Below are 23,029 nucleotides of genomic sequence, written 5' to 3'. Positions count from 1 at the left end.
TTTAAGTACCGAAGGTCATGATTTCACACTGCCAAGAAAAGCTTCTAACCAGGCGAAGGTGCCCGTACCGCAAACCGACACAGGTGGGTGAGAAGAGAATTCTAAGGCGCGCGGAAGAACTCTCGTTAAGGAACTCGGCAAAATGACCCCGTAACTTCGGGAGAAGGGGTGCCTCGGTAGGGTGAATAGCCCGAGGGGGCCGCAGTGAAAAGGCCCAAGCGACTGTTTAGCAAAAACACAGGTCTGTGCGAAGCCGCAAGGCGAAGTATACGGGCTGACGCCTGCCCGGTGCTGGAAGGTTAAGAGGAGCGGTTAGGGGTTAAACCCGAAGCTGTGAATTGAAGCCCCAGTAAACGGCGGCCGTAACTATAACGGTCCTAAGGTAGCGAAATTCCTTGTCAGGTAAATTCTGACCCGCACGAATGGCGTAACGACTTGGGCGCTGTCTCAACGAGAGATCCGGTGAAATTTTAATACCTGTGAAGATGCAGGTTACCCGCGACAAGACGGAAAGACCCCATGGAGCTTTACTGCAGCTTGATATTGGACTTTGGTACGATCTGTACAGGATAGGTGGGAGCCTTTGAAGCCTGAGCGCCAGCTTGGGTGGAGGCGCCGTTGGGATACCACCCTGATCGTATCGGAGTTCTAACCTGGTACCGTGATCCGGTATGGGGACAGTGTCAGGTGGGCAGTTTGACTGGGGCGGTCGCCTCCTAAAATGTAACGGAGGCGTTTAAAGGTTCCCTCAGAATGGTTGGAAATCATTCGCAGAGTGCAAAGGCATAAGGGAGCTTGACTGCGAGACCTACAAGTCGAGCAGGGACGAAAGTCGGACTTAGTGATCCGGTGGTACCGAATGGAAGGGCCATCGCTCAACGGATAAAAGCTACCCTGGGGATAACAGGCTTATCTCCCCCAAGAGTCCACATCGACGGGGAGGTTTGGCACCTCGATGTCGGCTCATCGCATCCTGGGGCTGAAGTAGGTCCCAAGGGTTGGGCTGTTCGCCCATTAAAGCGGTACGCGAGCTGGGTTCAGAACGTCGTGAGACAGTTCGGTCCCTATCTGTCGCGGGCGTAGGAAATTTGAGAGGAGCTGTCCTTAGTACGAGAGGACCGGGATGGACGTACCGCTGGTGTACCAGTTGTCTCGCCAGAGGCACCGCTGGGTAGCTATGTACGGAGGGGATAAGCGCTGAAAGCATCTAAGCGCGAAGCCCCCCTCAAGATGAGATTTCCCAACTAGTAAGACCCCTTGTAGACGACGAGGTTGATAGGTTCGAGGTGGAAGTGCAGCAATGCATGCAGCTGACGAATACTAATCGGTCGAGGGCTTATCCTAAGCTAACCCAAGAAAGTGAAGAAAAGCTTCGTAGCTTATTCCGAATACTTTCTCGGGGCCCAAAGAATATACCTAAGGTTCAACTTTACAAGTTTCGTATCTAGTTTTCAGGGCGCAAACACGCTTTGACTGTTTGGTGATGATGGCGGAGGGGACCCACGCGTTCCCATCTCGAACACGACCGTTAAGCCCTCCAGCGTCGATGGTACTTGAACCGCAGGGTTCTGGGAGAGTAGAACGTTGCCAAGCCGTATTCCCTGATAGCTCAGTTGGTAGAGCACTCGACTGTTAATCGAGTTGTCACAGGTTCGAGTCCTGTTCGGGGAGCCATTGCTTCCATAGCTCAGTCGGTAGAGTGCATCCATGGTAAGGATGAGGTCACCGGTTCGATCCCGGTTGGAAGCTCCAGTAAGTTTTTGGCCCGTTGGTCAAGTGGTTAAGACACCTCCCTTTCACGGAGGTAACAGGGGTTCGAGTCCCCTACGGGTCACCATCTTTATTAGTTATGGAGGCTTAGCTCAGCTGGGAGAGCATCTGCCTTACAAGCAGAGGGTCGGCGGTTCGATCCCGTCAGCCTCCACCATCTTATGAATATGCCGTTGTAGCTCAACTGGTAGAGCAACTGACTTGTAATCAGTAGGTTGGGGGTTCAAGTCCTCTCGACGGCATGCTTCATTGGGGATTAGCCAAGCGGTAAGGCAACGGACTTTGACTCCGTCATTCCAAGGTTCGAATCCTTGATCCCCAGTTCTTCATGAGTCATTAGCTCAGTTGGTAGAGCACCTGACTTTTAATCAGGGTGTCGTAGGTTCGAATCCTACATGACTCACTTTTAAATCATATGCGCGTATGGCGGAATTGGCAGACGCACTAGACTTAGGATCTAGCGGGCGACCGTGGGGGTTCAAGTCCCTCTACGCGCATCAAATCCTCAGAAGTTACATAACTCCTGAGGTACTCTGCGGAAGTGGCTCAGCGGTAGAGCATCGCCTTGCCAAGGCGAGGGTCGCGGGTTCGATCCCCGTCTTCCGCTCCATTATTTGCGCTCTTAGCTCAGCTGGATAGAGCATTTGACTACGAATCAAAAGGTCGGGAGTTCGAATCTCTCAGAGCGCGCCATTTTAAGTACCAAGATCATATCGGGACGTAGCTCAGCTTGGTAGAGCACCTGCTTTGGGAGCAGGGGGTCGCATGTTCAAATCGTGTCGTCCCGATATACACTCGCGGGTGTAGTTCAATGGTAGAACTTCAGCCTTCCAAGCTGGTAGCGTGGGTTCGATTCCCATCACCCGCTTTAAACGAGAAAGATCACCTTCGGGTGGTCTTTTTTGTTTATAGTGAGGCATTATACATAAATTACCACGCCATTATAGGCTCTTTTTTTATTTTAAGACTATGTGCCGCGGGCGGTTTGTGGTAAAATATTCTGAAATGAGTTTTTCTAACGTCTAGCTTTTATAGAGAGAAGCATTAATGCAACATAGTGAATAGATGAGGTGGAGAGTTATGATAGAGAATGTAGTCGGCCTACAGAAGCAAGGCACGAATAATCTGCTCCGCAGGGACGTACGTTTCTTGGGGCACATCTTGGGTGAAGTGCTTGTTCACCAAGGTGGCAATGATCTGCTGGATGTTGTTGAGAAAATTCGCGAGATGAGTAAATCTTTAAGAGCAACCTATGTCATCGAAATTTATGATGAGTTTAAGCATACGATCTCTTCGCTAGATCCAGAAATTCGTCATCAAGTGATCCGGGCTTTCGCTATATACTTCCAGCTCGTTAACATTGCCGAGCAAAACCATCGGATTCGTCGCAAAAGAGATTATGAGCGCTCATCCGGAGAATCCGTTCAACCTGGTTCTATTGAAAGCATTGTTCAAGAGCTTAAGAACAACGATACACCCTATGAAGAAGTACAAGAAATTCTGAAGTCCATTTCCTTGGAGCTTGTCATGACAGCACATCCTACGGAAGCGATGCGTAGAGCGGTGTTAGATATTAACCTGCGCATTTCCGAGGATATGATGAAGCTGGATAACCCGATGCTGACGGCACGCGAGCGCGAGCAATTGCGTGAGAAGCTGCTTGGGGAAGTACTCAACCTATGGCAAACGGATGAGCTGCGTGACCGTAAGCCGACAGTTATCGACGAGGTTCGCAACGGTTTGTATTATTTCGACGAAACGTTATTCGACGTCTTGCCGGAGATTTATCACGAGCTCGAGCGCTGCTTGAACAAATACTATCCGCAGGAGAAATGGCATGTACCGTCTTTCTTGAAATTCGGTTCATGGATCGGCGGAGACCGCGACGGCAATCCGTCCGTTAGAGCGAATGTGACTTGGGAGACGTTGGGGCTGCACCGTCAACTCGCTCTACAGAAGTATGAAGAAGTACTGAAGGAAACGTTGGAGCATATGAGCTTCAGCAAAAATATTGTGACGGTAAGCGATGCGCTGCTGGCATCGATTCAGCAAGACCGCGAAGCGCTCGGTAATGTCCAAGATGTATGGCGGAACGAGAAAGAGCCGTACCGCATCAAGACAACGTACATGATCGAGAAAGTACACAATACAGGCAACCCGAACATACCTGCCAGCCAGAAATACAACAGCCCAGACGAGCTTATCGCCGACCTGCATATTATCGACGCGAGCTTGAGATCCCACTTTGCGGATTATGTCGCTGACAAATATACGAAGAAATTGATTCGTCAAGTTGAGCTTTTCGGCTTCCACTTAGCCGCTCTGGACATTCGTCAGCATAGCAAAGAGCATGAAGCTGCGATGACGGAGATTTTGGCCAAAATGGGCATTACGAACGATTACAGCAAGCTGACGGAAGAAGAGAAAATTGCGCTTCTGACCGAAGTGCTGAATGATCCAAGACCTATTACGTCTACGTATTTGGATTACTCCGAAGGTACGCAGGAGTGCCTGGACGTATACCGTACGGTTGGCAGAGCGCAGAAGGAATTCGGACGCAACTGCATCAACAGCTACCTCATTAGTATGACGCAAGGAGCAAGCGATCTCCTTGAAGTTGTTGTATTTGCCAAAGAAGCCGGCTTGTACCGCAGAGAGAGCGACGGCACCGTCACAAGCACCCTGCAGTCCGTCCCGTTGTTCGAGACGATCGACGACTTGCACGCGGCTCCAGGCATCATGAGCACGCTGCTGGCGATCCCTGCTTACCGAGCAAGCCTTGACCCGGTCACACAGCTGCATGAAATCATGCTCGGGTACTCCGACAGCAATAAAGATGGCGGTGTGATCACGGCGAACTGGGAGCTGCGTATGGCGCTTCAGGACATCACGGAAGCGGCCCGTAAGTTCGGCGTGAAGCTGAAGTTCTTCCATGGCCGCGGAGGCGCATTAGGCCGCGGAGGCATGCCGCTGAACCGCAGTATCCTCGCGCAGCCGGTAGAGACGCTGGGCGGCGGCATTAAGATTACGGAGCAAGGCGAAGTGCTGTCTTCCCGTTACTCGCTGCAAGGCATTGCTTACCGGAGCTTGGAACAGGCGACATTTGCGCTGATTACCGCATCCAAACTGTCTCGCTCGCCGCAAAGGCTTCCGCAGGAAGATAAGTGGGAGACCATTATGCGCGGCATTTCGGAGCAAGCGCAGACGAAGTATCAGGATCTTATTTTCCGTGATGAGGATTTCTTGACGTTCTTCAAGGAGTCCACACCGCTTCCGGAGATCGGCGAGCTCAATATCGGTTCCCGTCCGTCCAAACGCAAAAACAGCGACAGATTCGAAGATCTGCGCGCAATTCCATGGGTGTTCTCATGGACGCAAACCCGCTATTTACTGCCTGCATGGTATGCGGCTGGCACGGGGCTGCAAAGCTTCTATCAAGGGAATTCAGCTAACCTGGCAACCTTGAAAGAAATGTATGAAGAATGGTCATTCTTCCGTACGATGATTGACAATCTGCAGATGGCGCTTGCCAAAGCCGATCTCCAAATTGCCAAGGAATACGGCAACCTGGTGAAGGAATCGCAAATCGCAGAGCGTATTTTCAACCTGATTCGGGAAGAGTATGAATTAACGTCCTCGATTATTTTGCAAATCACAGGACAACAAGAGATTCTGGATAACGTTCCTGTTATTCAAGAATCCATCCGCCTGCGTAACCCTTACGTTGATCCGCTGAGCTATATGCAGGTCGAACTGCTGACAGAGCTCCGCGCGCTGCGTGAGAACAACGAGGACGATGCGATCTTGCTGCGTGAAGTTCTGCTTACGATCAACGGCATTGCAGCAGGTCTGAGAAATACAGGCTGATATTCATGTATAAAACATAAAGTCATAAGACAGGATGATAAAGTCGGGGGCCTCGAAATCGAGCGCAGCTCGACTTTTCCTGTACTTGTACATAAATGCCCATAGACGGAAGGTGTGTAACAGCATGGGGCGTTGGGTCGCGATTGTTCTTGTCATTATCGGTGCATCCAGTTACGGGGTGCTTTCTTCTTTTATCAAAATGGCCTACGGACAAGGGTTCACGGATGGACAAATTACACCGGCACAAATGACGATGGGGACCTTACTTGTATGGCTGGTAGTACTTTGTCACAGACGATCATGGGTTAATCCTTTGACAGGACCCTGGATAAAGCTAAGCCTGATCGGGGTATTCGGATTGGCGCTAACGACGGCGTTTTACAACATGGCCTTGGAGGCATTGGATGCTTCCTTGTCGATTATTTTGCTGTTTCAATTTACCTGGATGACGATTGCCATGGACTGTTGGCGACAGCGCAAGCTCCCTTCGCGGAGGGAATGCATAGCGATCTTGTTCATTCTGCTGGGAACATTGCTGGGGATGAACGTTTGGGAAATGAATTTGGAACAGCTCAGCTACACAGGAGTGTTATTCGGGCTGTTGTCGGCTCTAACGTACAGCGGATTTCTATTTTTCACAGGTCAAGTCCAAAGCACGCTTCCGCCGCTCATGAACTCCGCCATGATGCTGACCGCTGCTCTTCCCGTGATGTTTATCGTATATCCTCCGACCGTATTCTTCCAGGAAAGTGGAAGGGTGCTGCTGCTCTGGGGGCTGCTTCTAGGCTTCCTGGGTCAGGCCTTGCCCACCGTCTCTTTTAATATCGGAATTCCACGTATTGGCAGCACGCTCGCCGCTATGTTAGGATCGATAGAGCTGCCCGTGGCGATCATCGCAGCCTTTCTAATTATTGGGGAGCCGGTTAATGGGATACAATGGTTAGGGATGGGGTTCATTTTGGGTGGTATTCTAATTTCTGAAAACAAAACGTAACTTGCTGCGTATGTAATAAGAAGGGAATCGAATTGCCTAAGAAGCCGGAGGAAAACGAAATTGAATTTTGTAGAGGCACGTCTGGCTAAACTGGCCAGGAATGGGGATCGGAATGCTTTTGCAGAGCTTGTGGAGCTCTATAAGGATAAGATCTTTCACTTGGCTTACCGCATGCTGAACAACAAACAAGAAGCCGAGGATGCGGTGCAGGAGACGTTCTTGCGCGTATACACGAACTTGCACCGATATGATGAGAATCAGAAATTTTCTACATGGATTTTCCGCATAGGGACGAATCTATGCATCGATAAGCTGCGCCGCAGGAAAAACACGTATTCCCTGGATGCGGAGATGCCGGATGGCGAAGGCAATGACTACTATGCCATGCTGCCCAGCAATGAAGACACACCGGAGAAACAAATCATGGTATCGGAGACGCAGGAGCAAATTCGCAGGGCCATTGCCACACTGCCGGAAAAATATAAGTCGATTGTAGTATTGCGCTATCTGCAGGATATGTCCCTCCAGGAGATTTCCGAAGTGCTGGATATGCCGGTTACCACGATCAAAACCCGCGTACACCGCGGACGTGAATACTTGCGGAAACGACTGGAGCAGGAGGAACAAGATGCCAATACAAATCCTGTTCCAAGATGAAACATATTTGAATTCCAAACGTAAGGTATACCACAACATGCAAAAGTCTAAGAAAGGGGTGGCTGCACGATGAATTGCAAAGAGGCCCTCCCGCTCATCCATGAATACCTCGACGGTGATTTGCAAGGACCGGAATCCCGGCAGTTAAAGGAGCATTTGATTGCTTGCCAGGCCTGCAACGCGTTGTTCAAGCAGTTAGAGAAGACGGAAGCGCTGGTCAGAATGCTGCCTCCCGTGAAAGCTGCCGACACACTGACGGCACAGATCATGAACGGTCTTCCTCCCATGAAGCAGAAGAGCGGCTGGATGGACTTTATTCGCAGACATCCCGCTGTATCTGTAGCTGTCGTGTTCGGCGCCGTGATGTTCGGAAGCTTCATGTCCATGTGGAATGACGATACGAACTTAATGGTCAAGGGCAGCAACCTGCAGGATGTCGTGATCCAAGGCGATACGGTGATCGTGCCGAAGGGACATACGGTGCAAGGGGATCTCGTTGTACAGCGCGGTAAGCTTCAAGTGGAAGGCGATGTTACTGGAGATTTGACCGTCATTGACGGTTCGTTAAACTTGGCATCAACAGCGCATATCTCGGGGGAAGTTACGCAGGTGAATGAAGCTCTGGGCTGGGTTTGGTATAAATTGGGCGAGTTCGTGGGCATGCTATCGAAATAGTCTTCAACGTCTTCTTATGGCAGTAAGCCGAAGGGGACGTTTTTTTTGTAAATCTATAGGTACATGGAACCAATTAACCTGGGAAACACTCAGATAGAGATAGAAAAATAGAAGTATACCTAGGTTTATGTTATGATTCTAGATATAGAGAGATCACTGTGTTCAGTCGCCTGGGGGAGAATAATAAATGGACTTACTCACGAGCATCTCGGCAAAGGATATCGTTGATATTCTGATCGTAAGCTATGTGATTTATAAACTGATCCTATTGGTGCGGGGAACGAGGGCCATTCAGCTCATGAAAGGTATCCTTGTAGTCGTGATCACCTGGGTATTCAGTATCTGGTTTAAACTCAGCACGCTGCAGTGGATGATGAATCAGACCTTTACGTTCGGAGTTCTAGGCGTTATCATTATCTTCCAACCGGAGCTTAGACGAGCTTTGGAGCAGTTGGGCCGCGGCAAGCTGTTCAGCCGGTCATCCAGCGAGGAAGATCAAGATGTTAACAAGCGTATCAGTGAGGTCATCCGGGCAGCGAATTATTTGGCGAAGAGAAAGATTGGGGCCTTGATTGTTTTCGAGAAAGAGACAGGCTTAACGGACTATGTAGAGTCCGGGATTGCCATAGAGAGCAAGATCAGTGCGGAACTCTTGATTAATATTTTCATTCCGAATACGCCGCTGCATGATGGCGCCGTTATTATTCGGCAAGGCCAGTTAATGGCTGCCGGCTGCTATTTGCCGTTGTCGGAGAATCCGTTTATCTCCAAGGAGCTGGGGACCCGGCATCGTGCCGCCATCGGGATGAGCGAGGTTTCGGACGCCATGTGCATCATCGTCTCGGAGGAGACGGGACAGATATCGTTGACGATGAACGGACATATTGTGCGGGATATCAAAGAAGAGTCTCTGATTGCGAAGCTGTTCGAAGAGCTGAAGCCGAAGGCGAAAGCGAACGAGAAGAACCCTTTCTTGAAATGGAGGGGCCGTTCGAATGGATAAATGGTTAAGGAATACGAATGTTGTAAGGATCGTAGCACTGGTTATCAGTATTTTACTCTGGGTTGTCGTACATATGGAAGAGACGAACATATCGGGGAGCTCACCACTGAGACAGCGCGAAGAAACGATTAATAACGTGGCTATCACGACGAAATATGATGACACTCATTATCACATCCTGTCTATGTCTCCATCGAACGTACAGGTGATTCTGAGCGGCAAGGAATCTGCGGTGAAGAAGGTTACCGCCAGCAATACGTACCAGATTGAGCTGGATTTGACCCAAGTGGGCAAAGGAGATCACCAGCTCGCTTTGAAGCCGGTAGGCTTTCCTTCGGATGTCGAAGTGCAGATCATTCCAAGAACCGTTCATGTGGTCATTGAGGAACTGCAGATGAAGGAAGTGCCGGTTGTCATTAATGTCAAGGGCACGCCGGCAGCCGGGCTGAAGGCGGGGCAGCCGATCGTGAAGCCGAACAAGGTCTATATCACGGCGCAAACGAGCAAGCTCGAGCAGATTGAGAACGTTCGCGGCGAGGTATCCGTTGATAAAGCGCAGGCTGCGGTGACGAAGCAGGTGAAGCTGCAAGCATTTGACAAAGACGGCAAGGAGATCAATGTCAATATGAATCCGTCGGTCGTGGATGTCGAGGTTCCGATTACGAGCCCATTCCAGACGATTCCGCTGCAGTTGAAGATCAGCGGGGAGCCGCCGAAGGGCTACGCGATCTCGATGGTTACGCAGAATCCGGACAAGGTTACCGTCTATGGCACACAGGACGTTGTGGACCGGTTGGAGTTCTATCAAGGACCGCAGCTCAACATTCAAGATTTGAAAGAAACGAAAGAGTTTTCACTGGACATTCCGCTCAGGAATAAAGTAACACAACTGGATTCTGCCAAAGTCACGGTGAAGGTGGAGATCGTTCCGTCCATCACCAGGGCGCTGGAGAATGTCCCGATTACGATCATCGGGGGCAATGAGAACTACGTAACGAAAGTGACGACACCGGAGTCTGCGCAGCTGAACCTATCCGTCGAAGGAGCTCCTGCCATCATCGAGCAGTTGAAGGTTCAGGACGTGCAAGCGATACTGGATGTCAGCAATTTGCCGCCGGGCAAGCATGAGTTGAAGGTATCGTTGAACCTTCCGACTTATGTGAAGCTTAGTGCGCCGCAAGATGTGAAGGCAGTCGTCGAGATCAGCGAGAAAACGCCTGCGTCACCTGCAGCGTCCGCTGCGGCAGGGGGAGCAGGAGCCGCAGCGACAACAGGACCCGCGAAAGTAACAAATCCATAATGGGAATAGAGAAAGAGGAGAATAGAGACATGGGGAAATATTTTGGTACGGACGGTGTGCGCGGCGTCGCCAATGGCGAACTGACACCGGAATTGGCATATAAGGTTGGCCGCTGCGGCGGATATGTACTAACAAGACAGGCGAAGCATCCGAAGGTCGTGATCGGGAGAGATACGCGGATTTCGGGTCCAATGCTGGAAGCTTCCTTAGTAGCAGGTCTGCTGTCGATTGGCGTAGAAGTGATCCGCATCGGTGTCGTCAGCACACCGGCGGTCGCTTATTTGACGAAGAAGCTTGGAGCGGATGCGGGCGTGATGATTTCCGCTTCCCATAATCCGGTGGAGGACAATGGGATTAAGTTTTTCGGCGGCGACGGCTTCAAGCTGCTCGATGAGACGGAGAACGAGATCGAACGGCTGCTGGACGCGGCTGTGGATGAATTGCCTCGCCCGGTAGGCGGCGAGATCGGTACGGTTTCAGATAACCCAGACGCGAAGCTGGCGTATCTGGCGTTCTTGAAGGAGACGGTATCCGAGTCTTTCGCTGGATACAAGGTGGTTCTGGATTGCGCGAATGGCTCCGCTTATGAGCTGGCGCCAATGATCTTCCGCGAGCTGGGAGCGGAAGTAATCACGATCGGCGCGGAGCCGAACGGGCGGAACATCAACGATGCATGCGGCTCCACACACCCCGAGAAGCTTCGCGAGGAGGTCGTGCGGCATGGCGCAGCCATCGGTCTTGCATTTGACGGCGACGCGGATCGTTTGATCGCGATCGATGAGACAGGAGAGGAAGTCGACGGCGACTTCATCCTGAGCATTCTGGGCGATGCGCTGAATCGCGCCGGGAAGCTGAACCACGGCACCATTGTGACGACGGTGATGGCGAATATCGGCTTTTTCAAAGGCATTGAGAAAGCGGGCTTAAAGGCGCTCCAGACGGCCGTAGGCGACCGTTACGTGATGGAAGAGATGCGTAAGGGCGGTTACAATCTGGGCGGGGAGCAATCCGGTCACGTCATCTTCCTCGATTACATCTCGACGGGTGACGGCATTCTTACGGCTCTGCAGCTTGTGAATACGTTGGTACAATCCGGCCGCAAGCTCAGCGAGTTGAAGGGAATTATGCGCAAGTTCCCGCAATTGTTGGTCAATGTTCGCGTCGCGGACAAGAGCAAATTGAAGAACAATGCGGTGATTGAAGAGGCGATTCGCAAAGTGGAAGAGGAGCTCGGCGACAACGGCCGCGTGCTGGTTCGTCCATCCGGAACGGAATCGTTGATCCGCGTCATGGCCGAAGGGCCGGACAAGGAGCAGGTTGAGGCGTACGTGCATGATATTGCTAAAGTCATTCAAGAGCAATTGGTTTAGCTAGGCGGGAGCTTCCCCGGAAGTTGGAGATTACGACATCTTTTCCGGGGAAATCTGCGCCCATTTCGTGCTTTTCCGCGCTGCTGCATGCCATTATCGGGCGATCAGGGACATTTTGCTAGAAAAAAGAAGTTGCACGATGAGACAAAAATGAATATGATGTACTTACTCAAGAAGGAAGGGCAGGGCAGAGGTTGATCTCATAAACAATAGCGCCAGAACTCGCAGGCGGAACGGAATGTAGCCGGGAAGGTTACGACGCAGGTGAGTTGACGAGGTGAAGGTGTTCGAAACATTCGGCGGGGACCTTCCGGTACGAGGAGTGCCGTTAAGTTGGAGAGCAAAAACGCTTGGGCGACCGGGCTGACAAGGATCCAACATCCCTTTTATTTTTCATGCAAATTTTTGGGTTTTCGTTGATATAGAAGTTTATTTGTTGTGTGCTTTTATCGGTTTATTTACTATGTGCTTACTTGAACAAGATCTTTGAAAAACAGCCTATCGAGGCTCATAAAACTATTGGAGGTACTACACTATGTGCGGAATCGTTGGATATATTGGAAAGCGTAACTCTCAGGAAATTTTGCTGGAAGGGCTGAAGAAGCTCGAATACCGGGGTTATGACTCTGCGGGTGTAGCTGTGTACACGGCGAACGGTTTGCAAATCAAGAAAGCGAAGGGCCGCATCGCGAATCTGGAATCCAAGCTTGAGGAGACTCCTCTGAACGGAAGCGTTGGAATCGGACATACGCGTTGGGCGACGCATGGCAAGCCATCCGATGTGAATTCTCATCCTCATACGGACAATTCCTTGAAATTCTCCGTTGTGCATAACGGGATTATCGAGAATTACATCACCCTGAAAGAAGAGCTTATGGCCAAAGGTCACCAGTTCGTTTCGGAGACGGATACGGAAGTCATTTCGCATCTGATCGCTGACCTGTATGAAGGCGATATTTTGAAAGCAGTGCAAAAGGCCGTGAAACAAATGACTGGCGCGTTCGCGCTAGGCGTACTGACGGAATATGAGCCGGATCGCCTTGTAGCGGTACGTCAAGCCAGTCCGTTGATCATCGGTATCGGCGAAGGTGAGAACTTCATCGGTTCGGATATTCCGGCAATTCTCGAGTACACGCGGAACGTTTTCATTTTGAACGATGGCGAAATGGCACTGTTGACGCGTGAAGGTGTCGAATTAATGACTTTGGAGGGGAATTTTATTTCCAGGGAAATGTTCCATGTCGATTGGGACATTGTAACGGCGGAAAAAGCCGGATTCGATCACTTTATGTTGAAAGAAATCTACGATCAACCCAAAGCTTACCGCGACACGATGGGCAGCCGCATTGCGCCGGACGGCCGCAAGGTTGCATTAAGCGAATTGACGATTAAGCCTGAAGCGCTTCGTCAAATCAGCCGCGTGCATATCGTTGCCTGCGGTACGGCCTACCATGCCGGTATGGTTGGGAAGTATGTGATTGAGAAAATGGCACGCATCCCGGTTGAGACGGATGTTGCCTCTGAATATCGTTATCGTTCCCCGATTATTACGAAAGATACGCTTGTGATTGTGGTAAGCCAATCGGGTGAAACGGCGGATACGCTGGCAGCTCTGCGCGAAGCGAAGCGCTGCGGCGCGCACGTGCTGGCGATCACGAACGTGGTGGGAAGCTCCGTTGCTCGTGAAGCGGACGACATTATTACGACGTGGGCAGGTCCTGAGATTGCCGTAGCTTCGACGAAAGCTTACACGTCTCAGTTGATTGCGTTCTACTTGTTCGGCATTCATTTGGCGCAAACGCTCGGCACACAGTCGGAAGAAGAAATTGCCGAGATGATTACAGCATTGAAAGAGCTGCCGGCTCAGGTTGAGGAGATTTTGGCGCAAGCCGAAGATCTGAAAGCTGTTGCCGAGGAAATGGCGAAGCATGACAACCTCTTCTTCATCGGCAGAGGCTTGGATTATGCCGTAGCGCTTGAAGGCTCCTTGAAGCTGAAAGAAATCTCTTACATTCACTCCGAAGCTTATGCAGCCGGTGAGTTGAAGCACGGTACGCTTGCTTTGATCGAAGATGGCATTCCGGTCATCGCGCTTGGCACGCAGCTTGAGCTGCTGGAGAAGACCGTAAGCAACATCAAGGAAGTGAAGGCGCGCGGCGCGAACGTGCTGGGCATCGCAGTGGAAGGCGAGCATGAGCTGCAGAAGTCAGTAGACAGCACATTCGTCATTCCGAAGACGCTGGATGTTCTGTCGCCGGCCTTGTCGGTCATCCCGCTGCAGCTGCTGTCCTACTATGCGTCCTTGGCGCGTGGGAACGATGTTGATAAGCCGCGGAACTTGGCGAAGAGTGTAACGGTGGAATAAAAGGGAAGGACCCGATGCGATATCAGCATCGGGTCCTTTTTTCATAACGAATTCTTATACTCCGTAGGCGTTAAACCAGTAATGAATTTAAACACCCGGCTGAAGTAATACTGGTTGCTATAACCGACCCTAGCGGCAATATCCTTGAACTTCATGTGGGGTTCATGATCGAGCAGTTGCTTGGCTTTGGTAATCCTGAGCCGCGTAAGGTACTCGATAGGCGCCACCCCTTTATATTTCTTGAATTCCCTGCTCAAGTACGAGATGTTCAAGCTCATGCGGTCCGCAATGTCGTTGATCGAAATCTCATCGGCGATATGCTGCTGCAAGTAAGCATCGACCTGGATCATGATGTCTTTCACAACCTTCGGGTTCAGCTCGTCATTCTCGATATAGAGGAACAGGTTCTCAAACAGAAAGGATAAATTTCGCAGCAGCGAAGGATAGTCCATGGATATCGATATGATCTCATCCAGCTCAAGCCGAAGATCGCTATCGGGGTAGGGCTTGCCTATGATTGCTTTGTTGCATAAGTGTGTAATTTTATATAAATAATCCTCGATTGCGTTTTGCGTCATCCCGCTCTCTTCCCAGCTCTGCAGCATAGTAGCCAGTTCGGTGAAAAAAGCTTTTTTCTTCTTTTGTATGAAAAGGCAAGCGAGCTTCTGCTCATCGTAGACGGGATTGCGCTGCGGACCGGGAGGTGTATGCCACCGGTTGTCCTTCGCGAAGACGATGCTCGATTGACCGAACATCAACTGCTTCCGCAGGGCGATTCTCGTGGTTTGGTATTCGAGCTTCAATTGGGACAAAGCAGAAATTTTGCGACTGATAGTGACCGTAGCAGGAGTATCTGAATCGTCTAACTGTTCAATAATGCCAGCAGCCACAGCCTGGAATTCGATCTCTTGTCCGCTCGTTAAGCCGAAGACGATAACCGCTTCGTTCATCGACTCGCCTTCCAATATCCAATAGGATGGAAGCTCGGGGAACTTGGCCGACAGCAGGTCCGCCAGATCATGGCGAATCCATACATCGTGCAAAGGGCAAGCGACATCAATGAATAACTTCGAGAATGAGCCGGCACACACCAGCATGACGATATAACTTTCGTAGCCCAAATGTTCATATTCCGATGGCCAAGCGGTATTCGGGCGTTTGATCGCCATAGCAATGATGCGGTGTTCTTTCTCCTGTGCGTGTCTGATGATTCCTGGTACAGTTCTGCTCAATATACTGTTAATCGAAGAATCTGTAACAGGCTTCAGCAAATATTCCGATACACCGAGCTGGATAGCTTGCCGCGCATAATTAAACTCTTCATACCCGCTTATAATGATGAACATCGTCTCAGGCACATGTTCTTTGGCTTCTGCGATTAATTGCAGCCCATCCATGCCGGGCATCCGAATATCGGTAAACACAAGGTGCGGCTTAAGTTCAAGGATGGCTTGGAGCGCGGACCTGCCATCTGTGAAGGTGCCGGCCACTTTCAATTTCGGACTGTAATTCTCGATTTTTCTTACAATACTGCGCAATATCGGGTGTTTATCTTCCACCACTACCACACTAATCATGCTGTTCCTCCTCAAGTGGTCCCTGGACACCCATATGAATCTTGCAACCTCGTTCCTCCAAATTCGTAATCCGCAAATAAAAACGGTTACCGAAATGAATAAGCAATCTTGCATATGTATTTAAAATGCCTAATCCGCCGATCTGCAAATTGGCCAGCAGCTTGCCTTTCTCGAAATTATCGCGGTATGCGCTTAACTGTCGGTTGATTTCGGCCAATTGATTCGGCTTGAAGCCGGAACCGTTGTCTTCGATCGTGATTTCCCAGTGGTCATGACTGGCGAAGCTGCCCCAAATTCGGATGCGCCATGGCGGCAGTACATGTTCGAAGCCATGATCGATGCAATTCTCCACGAAGGGCTGGAGCGTGAGCTTGGGAATTCGAAGGTGCTTCAATGCTTCGGGCAGGTGAATGTCATACGCTAGACTATCATCATACTGCAGCTTCATCAGCTCCAAGTAATCGACTGAATGTCCGATTTCCTCGGGCAGGGGCACATCTTTGGATACCATAGAGGCGGTATATCGCATCATTCCGGCCAGCCGAACGCACATCTCCGCCGCGACTCCGGCATCGCTGTCTTCACAGTGAGCGGTGATTACACTAAGCGTATTGTAAATGAAGTGAGGATTAATCTGCGCTTGCAGCGCGGACGAGTGCGCCTCTGTTTCCCTGATTCGCGATTCATATTCGTTATTAATCGATTCCCGGATCTTATCGACCATGTCGCTGAACGATTGATGAAGCAGCTTAAATTCGTTTGGTTCCGCAGTTGTCACCGTCATGGAGAGATTGTCCAGACTGATGGCTCTTACCTTTCGAGTAAGCTCTTTAAGCGGCCTTGTCAATCTCTGTATGAGAATATAATACAAGGCGAGGATTGCCGCCAATAAAAGGGAGCTCGATAACGTAATGATAACGCCATAATCGCGGACCGTCTGACGGAGTATTGTTTCGTCATCGGTGATAACCGTCGTCCACCCGGCGCTGGCTGAGCGGAAGGAGCTGAACAGAAACGACTGCTTATCCAAAGTAATTTCGCCCGAGCCCTCCCCATGGTCTCGGATGGCTTCGATCAGCCGAAGCGCCATGTCCCTTTGAAGTCCGTCCGCTTCCCCATAATAAGGAAAGAGCAGAGAGCCCTTATCATCGAAAATGAGCACCTTTTTCCCGGTGCTGTTGTGCTCCATGAGGCCTATCTGTTCGAGTGCTTGATAAGGAAGCTGAAGCTCAATCATGCCGAAATCTTTGTAATAAGGCGTACTGAATTTACTAACAACGGAAATGACGGTTTGAGGTGAGGTTGACCAGTCATCGGGATGAGGCGGAATGCGTGTGAATCGCTGGCTGACAGCTTGAACTGGATGGGCATATCGTTCCGGAATAGTCGGTACAAGCGGTTCATCCCGAATATAAGTGAAGAAGACATCCTTCTCCGGAATAAAAATAACGATTTTGTATAACTGGCTGACTACAGAGTAGATGGCGTTCAAATTTTTGGCCAGCTTTGTTTTGTAAACCAAAGGGGCTGCAGCGCTTTCATCGGCTTCGTGATACAAATCGACCATCAGCGCGAGGTTTTCCTGATTGTTCGTGTAATTGATAGCTGCATTGCCCAACTGCTGGTAAAGCATATCGATCTGATCAGATATTTTATGAACAACAGGGGCAAGATTCGTTTGATTGGTGCGAATCAGGGAACTTTTCATATAAACGTATAAATAAACGGCAAAAAAAGTGACTAAACTAGCAAAAATGACGATGAAGATGAGAAGGATCTTACCTTGAAAGCCGAATTTATTGAACATCATGTACAGCTCCGAGTTTAATCTGGAATAGTGATAGTATATCCGCAATTGTAAGCGATTAAAAGATCAGTAAAAATTGTATAAACGTTTAAGTCAATTTTGTGTATTTATGTGCGAATAAACACCGCCTATACTTGAGATGAAGAAATTTAACCACATTAACTTTTCCTTCACATCTTGGAGGAGGGAGAATGAGAAATTGTTGAAGAAGTGGATGTTAACAGCAGCAGCAGTCTGTATAGTGGCAGGTTTACTCGCATGCGAACGAAGCGCCGGTCCTCCTGAATTGGGTGGGAGGGAAGGGGACAAGGCTCAGCGAGAGCCTGCCAACCGAGGAGAGAATGAGCCCTTCACCATCCGCTATTTTTCTACGGCAAGCCATTTAAACTACGGCGGTATTGTAGATCTGATAGCGAACTGGGAGAAGATAACGGGTCACGTAGTCCATATCCAATCCATTCAAGATGATCAATACGACAATGTGGTGAAAGCGAAGCTGGCTGAAGACGGTCAGGTGGACATTTTCTTGGGTGAGTATCAGAAGTACGATGTACCGAATCAATTATTAGAAATTCGTGGCGAAGAATTTGAGTCCAGGCTGCATGAGTCCGCATTGCAAATACTGAAGTATAAGGACGGCCATATCTATGCGTTCCCGGGTCCGATGGGCTTAGGCGCATGGGGGGTGTTCTATAATAAGCAGATTTTCAACGAACTGGGGCTGTCCGTTCCTAAGACAATGGATGATTTCAATAAGAATCTGGCTGTCATTCAAGCAAGAGGGATAACGCCGCTGTTTTTTGCTGCCCAAGAAGGATGGACCCTGCTGCAGCATAGAAATGCGGTTATCGGAGCGGTGGGCGGCATGGATCCGGCGCTGTGGGATCAACTAAATCACAACCTGACGCAATGGAAGGATATTCCCGCTTTCAACTACCAGTACAAGCAGGTTGAGGAATGGGTGAAGCGAGGCTACCTGAATCGAAATCTAACGGCAACATACGATCACCAGAAGCAAGCTCTGGCAACCGGTAAAGCTGCGATGGTCATCCAAGGGGTTTTCTTCGATTCCGAGGTCTCGAAGGTGAGGGCGGACGTCTCCATCGGCTTCTTCCCCCTTCCGAACAAGGACGGCACGGCGAGAATGGCGCTAAGCGGCGCTTCGCAGATGTATATTGCCAAGAATAGCCGGCATGCGGAAGCGGCCAAAGATTTGCTGCGGTATTTGTCGGAGAAAGAGCAGGTGAAGGCCTATTTAGAGAAGTCCCCGGGCATTAGCGCGTTCAGGGATGTTGACGTGTCGGCCCATCTGTCATCGGCCTTGCTGGATGTTCAAGCTGTCATCCGCGCTGGAAACACCGCCAATCATGGTGACGACGTGTATGTAGTGCCGATACCCTATGAGGAATTGGTCGCGGCCTATACAGAGCTGATGGCAGGGCGGATGACTGCGGATCAATTCGTGCAGACATATAGCGAGGCCTATGTGAGGAATGGGAAAACAGCCCAAATTCCCGGATTTAAATAATACCAACCCAATGCAAATGGAGAAAGGCCCGTCGTTAGGATAAGAATGATGGGGGATAAGGAAAGGGGAATACCATGGAGGAGACAGCCGGCGATACGACTATACTGCGAGTATCTCAGTACGGTATGAAGCCCGATACAGGCGAAGACGCTTGCGAGGCAATAGGAGCGATATTAACCATAGCAGGAGGAATCGATCATAAGGTCATTATCGAATTCGAGAGCGGCAGGTATGATTTTTATGATACATATGCAACCAAGGAACAATACTGTATATCCGGCACGGCTTCTATGCTGGATATTCGGGATCATACGAAACGCATCGGAATGCATATCAAAGGGATGTCGAACATCACGATAGAAGGTAACGGGGCCTTATTTGTTTATCATGGGAAGATGGTCCCGATTGTCGTTGACGAAAGCCAGGATATCGAAATCAAGCGGGTATCGATCGATTATGAGCGGCCAACCGTATCGGAAATGATCGTTGAAGCGGTTCATGAGACGGCCGTTGATTATGCGATTCATCCGGATTCCTGGTATGCCATCGAAGGTAATCAATTGGTTTGGATGGGCCAAGGCTGGAGGTCCTCATCAGGTCCTGCCCAAGTAACCGATCCGCACACAGGCCGCACTTGGCGAACGGGGAATCCGGTAACGGAGGCCTCTCACGCGGAGGAGCTGGAGTCTTACAAGGTCAGACTCCATTATAACCGGCGGCATGAAGCTATGCCTGGACACATCTATCTGATGTGGGAGGACAGCAGGGATCAGGCGGGGACGATAGTCGTCCGCAGCAAGAATATTGTGTTCGATCAAGTGCACTATGGCTATGCACCAGGATACGGCTTGACCGCCCAATATTCGGATAACTTGACCCTGCAGCACCTGCATTTTGCCCCAAGGGAGGGTACAGGGCGCACGGCGGCGGCATTCTCCGCTTTTGTTCGGATGATTCATTGCACAGGCAAGCTTGGTATTTATCATAACAACTTTAGCGGTTCGCATGGCGATGCCGTGCAAGTGTATGGCATGCGGGGAAACCCGTGCGTTGAAATCATAGGGAACCGCTTCGCGAGTGTTGCGATGCGAGGGGTTCGTATAGCTGCTGGAGGCAAGACCGTCATTCGTTCTAATGCGTTCCACAGAATGCCGCTTAGCGGCATTCTGATCGACAACGGTGCAGATAGCGGAATGGCCTCTCCGAGTGAGGGGGGCGAGGTGACGATTGACGAGAACTATTTTATCAAGTGCGGCGACCCTGTTGTTTTCATAGAACAGAGGAGAGAGGAGATGCCAGCTGCCGATCATATAGCCGTTAGCCGTATAGCTATTAAGCAAAATTTTTTCTATTTGGATGGCACCACAGTGGTGGATGCACAAGGAGCCCAGGATTTGGTTATCCAAGGAAACGAGGTTGTCGGTACCAGTCCGGCCCGAAATCCGATTTACAAGCTGCAGGCCTGTTCCCGGGTGGTATTGAAAGATAATGCGCTGCTTCTGCCGAACAAGCTGTTGAGTATCTCCCAAATGCCGGTAGAAACTGTCAAGATTGTCGGCGATCCAATCCGAATCGTAGAGAAATCGGAGGCTGGCTATAAACGGCTAAACCAATAGGTCAGATCGAGCAAAGGGGGAACGGTTATGGATTGGAACAAGTTCAACACGCTAAGCTTCAGACTCCTGTTGTCGTTGGCAATAAGCATTATCTTGTGCGCCTCGCTGTCAGGGTATCATACTTATGTTTCTGCAAATCATCAAATGGAGGGAAATAAGGAAGAACTGCAACACGTAACGGAGACAGCCGTAGCCATTTTCCCACAATTGGGATATAGAGGTTAAGGAGTCAGGGATTTCCTTGGGGGAGGCGCAGGCGACGGCTAAGGATACGCTGGCGAAGTGGACGGAGCATATTTCGGCGAATGCCGAGCAAATCAGCGCGACGAACGAGATGGCCCTCGAGGTGGCGAAGGGCTTCTCGGACGGTACGTCAGACGTGCTGAAGAGAGCCAATGAACAAGTTGAAACAACAGCCCAAATTCAGCAGGAAGTAATGACGCTCGGGCAAATGACAGAGGAATTGACTGCGCGTGTACATAAGTTGACTTAAGCGGCCGCGTGCGGCATATAGAAGACTCGGACACCACAGTCCGGGTCTTTTCCTATTACTGTGTTCAAATCTATGAATAGATGTGTTCATTCGTCTCATTTTAGAACAGACCCGCCCCTATTATACTTACACTAGAAACAACATCAATGAAATGAGGTGGGCCGGTACGATGAATACAAAGACAACGACCCTATCCCATAAGCAGGTTCGCAAGCGTACTTCCGCTTTTTCACTGAAGGGCCGATGGGAGTCGCCGATTGCAGGCTATTTATTCATCTCCCCGTGGCTGCTCGGACTCCTGCTGTTAACGATGTGGCCGATGCTGCAATCGCTTTATTATTCCTTCACGAAGTTTACGCTGCTGGATGTTCCGGAATGGGTAGGCATACGAAACTATGAACGCATTTTTGTGGATGACGACGTATTTCGCCAATCGTTGAAGGTGACCCTGCTCTTCGTCGTTTTCTCTGTTCCGATCAAGCTGTTTAGCGCCCTCATGGTCGCGATGCTGCTCAATAAAAATATTAAGGGCATCTCGTTCTATCGAACGTTGATTTACTTGCCTTCCCTGATCGGCAGCTCCATTGCCGTGGCCGTATTATGGAAGAACATATTCGGCATCGACGGGATCATTAACAAAATTTTGGGGCTGTTCGGCATCCAAGGTGTAAGTTGGATCAGCAGTCCAAGTACCGCGCTGGGTACGTTGGTTGTGCTTGTTGCTTGGCAGTTCGGCTCATCTATGGTCATCTTCCTAGCGGGTTTGAAACAAATCCCGGCAGATCTGTATGAAGCGTCCTCCGTTGACGGCGCTTCCAAGGTGAGACAGTTTTTTGCGATTACGCTGCCTATGCTTTCCCCCGTACTGCTGTTTAATCTGGTGCTGCAGACGATCGGCTCTTTCCAGATGTTCACGCAAGCCTTCGTCATCACGAAGGGCGGGCCGATCAATTCAACCTATATGTACGCTTTGTACTTGTACGATCGGGCTTTCTCCCGGTATGACATGGGTTATGCCTCTGCGCTCGCCTGGATCCTGCTGGTCATTATCGGTATCGCTACGGCGCTAATCTTTGCCTCGTCCCGCTATTGGGTGTTCTACGAGACCGAAGGGAGCAAAAAATGATGAGTCACACACAAAGAGGATCACTCAAGACGCACGTCTTCATGACCATATTCAGTTTGCTTATGGTGTATCCCATTCTATGGTGGGTAGGAGCAGCGTTCAAATCCAATGAGGAGATGAGCTCCCCTGGCTTATTTCCTTCGAAATGGCTGTGGACCAATTTCACCGAAGGCTGGGTGGCACTGCCCAAATACTCGTTCACCCACTTCTATATCAACACGTTCGAGCTCATTCTGGGCGTTCTGATCACCTCCGTGCTCTCCTGCTCCTTGGTAGCTTTCGGATTCGCGCGGCTGCATTTTCCGTTCCAGAAAGTTTGGTTCGGCATTCTCATGGTCACCTTAATGCTGCCCGGCCAGGTTACCATGGTACCGCAGTACATCATGTTCAACGCATTCGGCTGGGTCAATTCATACCTGCCGTTCTTCGTCCCGCATGCTCTGGCAGGCGGTGTCGGCGGCCCGTTCTTCATCTTCCTGCTCATTCAGTTCATCCGGCAGCTGCCCAAAGAATTGGATGAGTCGGCCAAAATGGACGGCTGCTCCTGGCTCGGTATTTATTGGAGAATCATTCTGCCGCTCACGAAGCCGGCGCTCGTCTCCGTTGGGATCTACTGCTTCTTGTGGAATTGGGACGACTTCTTCGGACATCTGCTGTACATCAACTCCGTGGAGAAGTATACCGTCGGCTTGGCGCTCAAGCTGTTCGTCGACAGCCAGTCCGCACTCCCGTGGGGGCAATTGCTGGCCATGTCGCTGGTGTCTATCGTACCGGCCTTGATCATTTTCTTCCTGGCTCAGCGCCATTTTGTCGATGGCATTGCTTCGGGTGCCGTGAAGGGATAAAATATGTAGAAAAAAAGAGCTGCTGCCGGCAGCTTT

General features: G+C 50.3%; 16 protein-coding genes, 12 tRNA genes and 2 rRNA genes. 28 read left to right on the top strand and 2 right to left on the bottom strand.

Translation table 11 applies throughout. The features are described 5' to 3' along the window. The 22 genes from PUT07_RS08415 to glmS form a co-directional block, all read left to right on the top strand. Positions 1-1,344: ribosomal RNA gene (locus tag PUT07_RS08415) — 23S ribosomal RNA — on the top strand; the annotation flags it as partial. 132 nt (positions 1,345-1,476) lie between these two features. After that, a 5S ribosomal RNA gene (gene rrf, locus PUT07_RS08410) occupies positions 1,477-1,593 on the top strand. 5 nt (positions 1,594-1,598) lie between these two features. Next, positions 1,599-1,674, top strand: a tRNA-Asn gene (locus tag PUT07_RS08405). 2 nt (positions 1,675-1,676) lie between these two features. Next, positions 1,677-1,752: transfer RNA gene (locus tag PUT07_RS08400), tRNA-Thr, on the top strand. 10 nt (positions 1,753-1,762) lie between these two features. Then, positions 1,763-1,837: transfer RNA gene (locus tag PUT07_RS08395), tRNA-Glu, on the top strand. Between the two features lie 14 nt (positions 1,838-1,851). Further along, positions 1,852-1,927: transfer RNA gene (locus PUT07_RS08390), tRNA-Val, on the top strand. 12 nt (positions 1,928-1,939) lie between these two features. Next, positions 1,940-2,012: transfer RNA gene (locus PUT07_RS08385), tRNA-Thr, on the top strand. Between the two features lie 8 nt (positions 2,013-2,020). Beyond that, positions 2,021-2,092: transfer RNA gene (locus PUT07_RS08380), tRNA-Gln, on the top strand. 8 nt (positions 2,093-2,100) lie between these two features. Further along, a tRNA-Lys gene (locus PUT07_RS08375) sits at positions 2,101-2,173 on the top strand. Between the two features lie 14 nt (positions 2,174-2,187). After that, a tRNA-Leu gene (locus PUT07_RS08370) sits at positions 2,188-2,267 on the top strand. A gap of 38 nt (positions 2,268-2,305) precedes the next feature. Beyond that, positions 2,306-2,380, top strand: a tRNA-Gly gene (locus tag PUT07_RS08365). 6 nt (positions 2,381-2,386) lie between these two features. Further along, positions 2,387-2,463 (top strand) — tRNA-Arg (locus PUT07_RS08360). Positions 2,464-2,484: 21 nt separating this feature from the next. Then, a tRNA-Pro gene (locus tag PUT07_RS08355) sits at positions 2,485-2,558 on the top strand. Positions 2,559-2,567: 9 nt separating this feature from the next. Continuing rightward, positions 2,568-2,638, top strand: a tRNA-Gly gene (locus PUT07_RS08350). A gap of 212 nt (positions 2,639-2,850) precedes the next feature. Beyond that, positions 2,851-5,637, top strand: a complete 2,787-nt coding sequence (gene ppc / locus PUT07_RS08345; RefSeq protein ID WP_274467404.1) for a phosphoenolpyruvate carboxylase — start codon at positions 2,851-2,853, stop codon at positions 5,635-5,637. A gap of 124 nt (positions 5,638-5,761) precedes the next feature. Beyond that, entirely contained in the window at positions 5,762-6,631 is an 870-nt protein-coding gene (locus tag PUT07_RS08340; RefSeq protein WP_274467403.1) for a DMT family transporter, read from the top strand. A 60-nt stretch (positions 6,632-6,691) separates the two neighbouring features. Continuing rightward, a complete protein-coding gene (sigW, locus tag PUT07_RS08335; protein WP_274467402.1) occupies positions 6,692-7,288 on the top strand; it encodes an RNA polymerase sigma factor SigW in 597 nt (198 codons plus the stop codon). 69 nt (positions 7,289-7,357) lie between these two features. Then, positions 7,358-7,963: a zf-HC2 domain-containing protein gene (locus PUT07_RS08330; RefSeq protein WP_274467401.1), complete on the top strand. Its 606-nt coding sequence runs from the start codon at positions 7,358-7,360 to the stop codon at positions 7,961-7,963. Positions 7,964-8,150: 187 nt separating this feature from the next. Beyond that, complete coding sequence (gene cdaA, locus PUT07_RS08325) at positions 8,151-8,966, top strand: diadenylate cyclase CdaA (RefSeq protein ID WP_145659082.1); 816 nt, start codon at positions 8,151-8,153, stop codon at positions 8,964-8,966. Next, positions 8,959-10,266 (top strand): CdaR family protein, encoded by a 1,308-nt coding sequence (locus PUT07_RS08320; protein ID WP_274467400.1) that lies wholly within the window; start codon positions 8,959-8,961, stop codon positions 10,264-10,266. The genes cdaA and PUT07_RS08320 overlap by 8 nt, the downstream gene beginning before the upstream one ends. Positions 10,267-10,295: 29 nt before the next feature. Continuing rightward, positions 10,296-11,636, top strand: a complete 1,341-nt coding sequence (gene glmM, locus PUT07_RS08315; RefSeq protein ID WP_274467399.1) for a phosphoglucosamine mutase — start codon at positions 10,296-10,298, stop codon at positions 11,634-11,636. A 535-nt stretch (positions 11,637-12,171) separates the two neighbouring features. Beyond that, positions 12,172-14,001: a glutamine--fructose-6-phosphate transaminase (isomerizing) gene (glmS, locus tag PUT07_RS08310; protein ID WP_274467398.1), complete on the top strand. Its 1,830-nt coding sequence runs from the start codon at positions 12,172-12,174 to the stop codon at positions 13,999-14,001. Between the two features lie 41 nt (positions 14,002-14,042). Here glmS and PUT07_RS08305 read toward each other — a convergent pair whose 3' ends face one another. Both PUT07_RS08305 and PUT07_RS08300 read right to left on the bottom strand, forming a co-directional pair. Beyond that, on the bottom strand, positions 14,043-15,578 hold the full coding sequence (locus tag PUT07_RS08305) for a response regulator transcription factor (protein ID WP_274467397.1): 1,536 nt from the start codon (positions 15,576-15,578) through the stop codon (positions 14,043-14,045). Beyond that, a complete protein-coding gene (locus PUT07_RS08300; protein WP_274467396.1) occupies positions 15,571-17,388 on the bottom strand; it encodes a sensor histidine kinase in 1,818 nt (605 codons plus the stop codon). Before PUT07_RS08300 ends, PUT07_RS08305 begins: the two co-directional genes overlap by 8 nt. 196 nt (positions 17,389-17,584) lie before the next feature. On the opposite strand from PUT07_RS08300, the gene PUT07_RS08295 reads away from it, so the two are divergent. The 6 genes from PUT07_RS08295 (at position 17,585) to PUT07_RS08270 (ending at position 22,993) form a co-directional block, all read left to right on the top strand. Then, complete coding sequence (locus tag PUT07_RS08295) at positions 17,585-18,913, top strand: ABC transporter substrate-binding protein (RefSeq protein ID WP_274467395.1); 1,329 nt, start codon at positions 17,585-17,587, stop codon at positions 18,911-18,913. 74 nt (positions 18,914-18,987) lie between these two features. Next, complete coding sequence (locus PUT07_RS08290) at positions 18,988-20,529, top strand: right-handed parallel beta-helix repeat-containing protein (RefSeq protein WP_274467394.1); 1,542 nt, start codon at positions 18,988-18,990, stop codon at positions 20,527-20,529. A gap of 27 nt (positions 20,530-20,556) precedes the next feature. Then, positions 20,557-20,754 carry a hypothetical protein gene (locus tag PUT07_RS08285; protein ID WP_274467393.1) on the top strand — a complete coding sequence of 66 codons (198 nt, stop codon included), beginning with the start codon at positions 20,557-20,559 and terminating at the stop codon, positions 20,752-20,754. Positions 20,755-20,770: 16 nt separating this feature from the next. Continuing rightward, positions 20,771-21,022 carry a hypothetical protein gene (locus tag PUT07_RS08280; protein ID WP_274467392.1) on the top strand — a complete coding sequence of 84 codons (252 nt, stop codon included), beginning with the start codon at positions 20,771-20,773 and terminating at the stop codon, positions 21,020-21,022. Positions 21,023-21,191: 169 nt separating this feature from the next. After that, entirely contained in the window at positions 21,192-22,148 is a 957-nt protein-coding gene (locus PUT07_RS08275; protein ID WP_274467391.1) for a carbohydrate ABC transporter permease, read from the top strand. Further along, a complete protein-coding gene (locus PUT07_RS08270) occupies positions 22,148-22,993 on the top strand; it encodes a carbohydrate ABC transporter permease (protein WP_274467390.1) in 846 nt (281 codons plus the stop codon). The genes PUT07_RS08275 and PUT07_RS08270 overlap by 1 nt, the downstream gene beginning before the upstream one ends. Positions 22,994-23,029 lie beyond the last annotated feature (36 nt).

It is taken from the genome of Paenibacillus sp. MAHUQ-63 (genome assembly GCF_028765165.1).
Classification (GTDB): domain Bacteria; phylum Bacillota; class Bacilli; order Paenibacillales; family NBRC-103111; genus Paenibacillus_E.
Note: the sequence above shows the minus strand (reverse complement) of the source record. Positions and strands in the feature narration are given on the sequence as shown.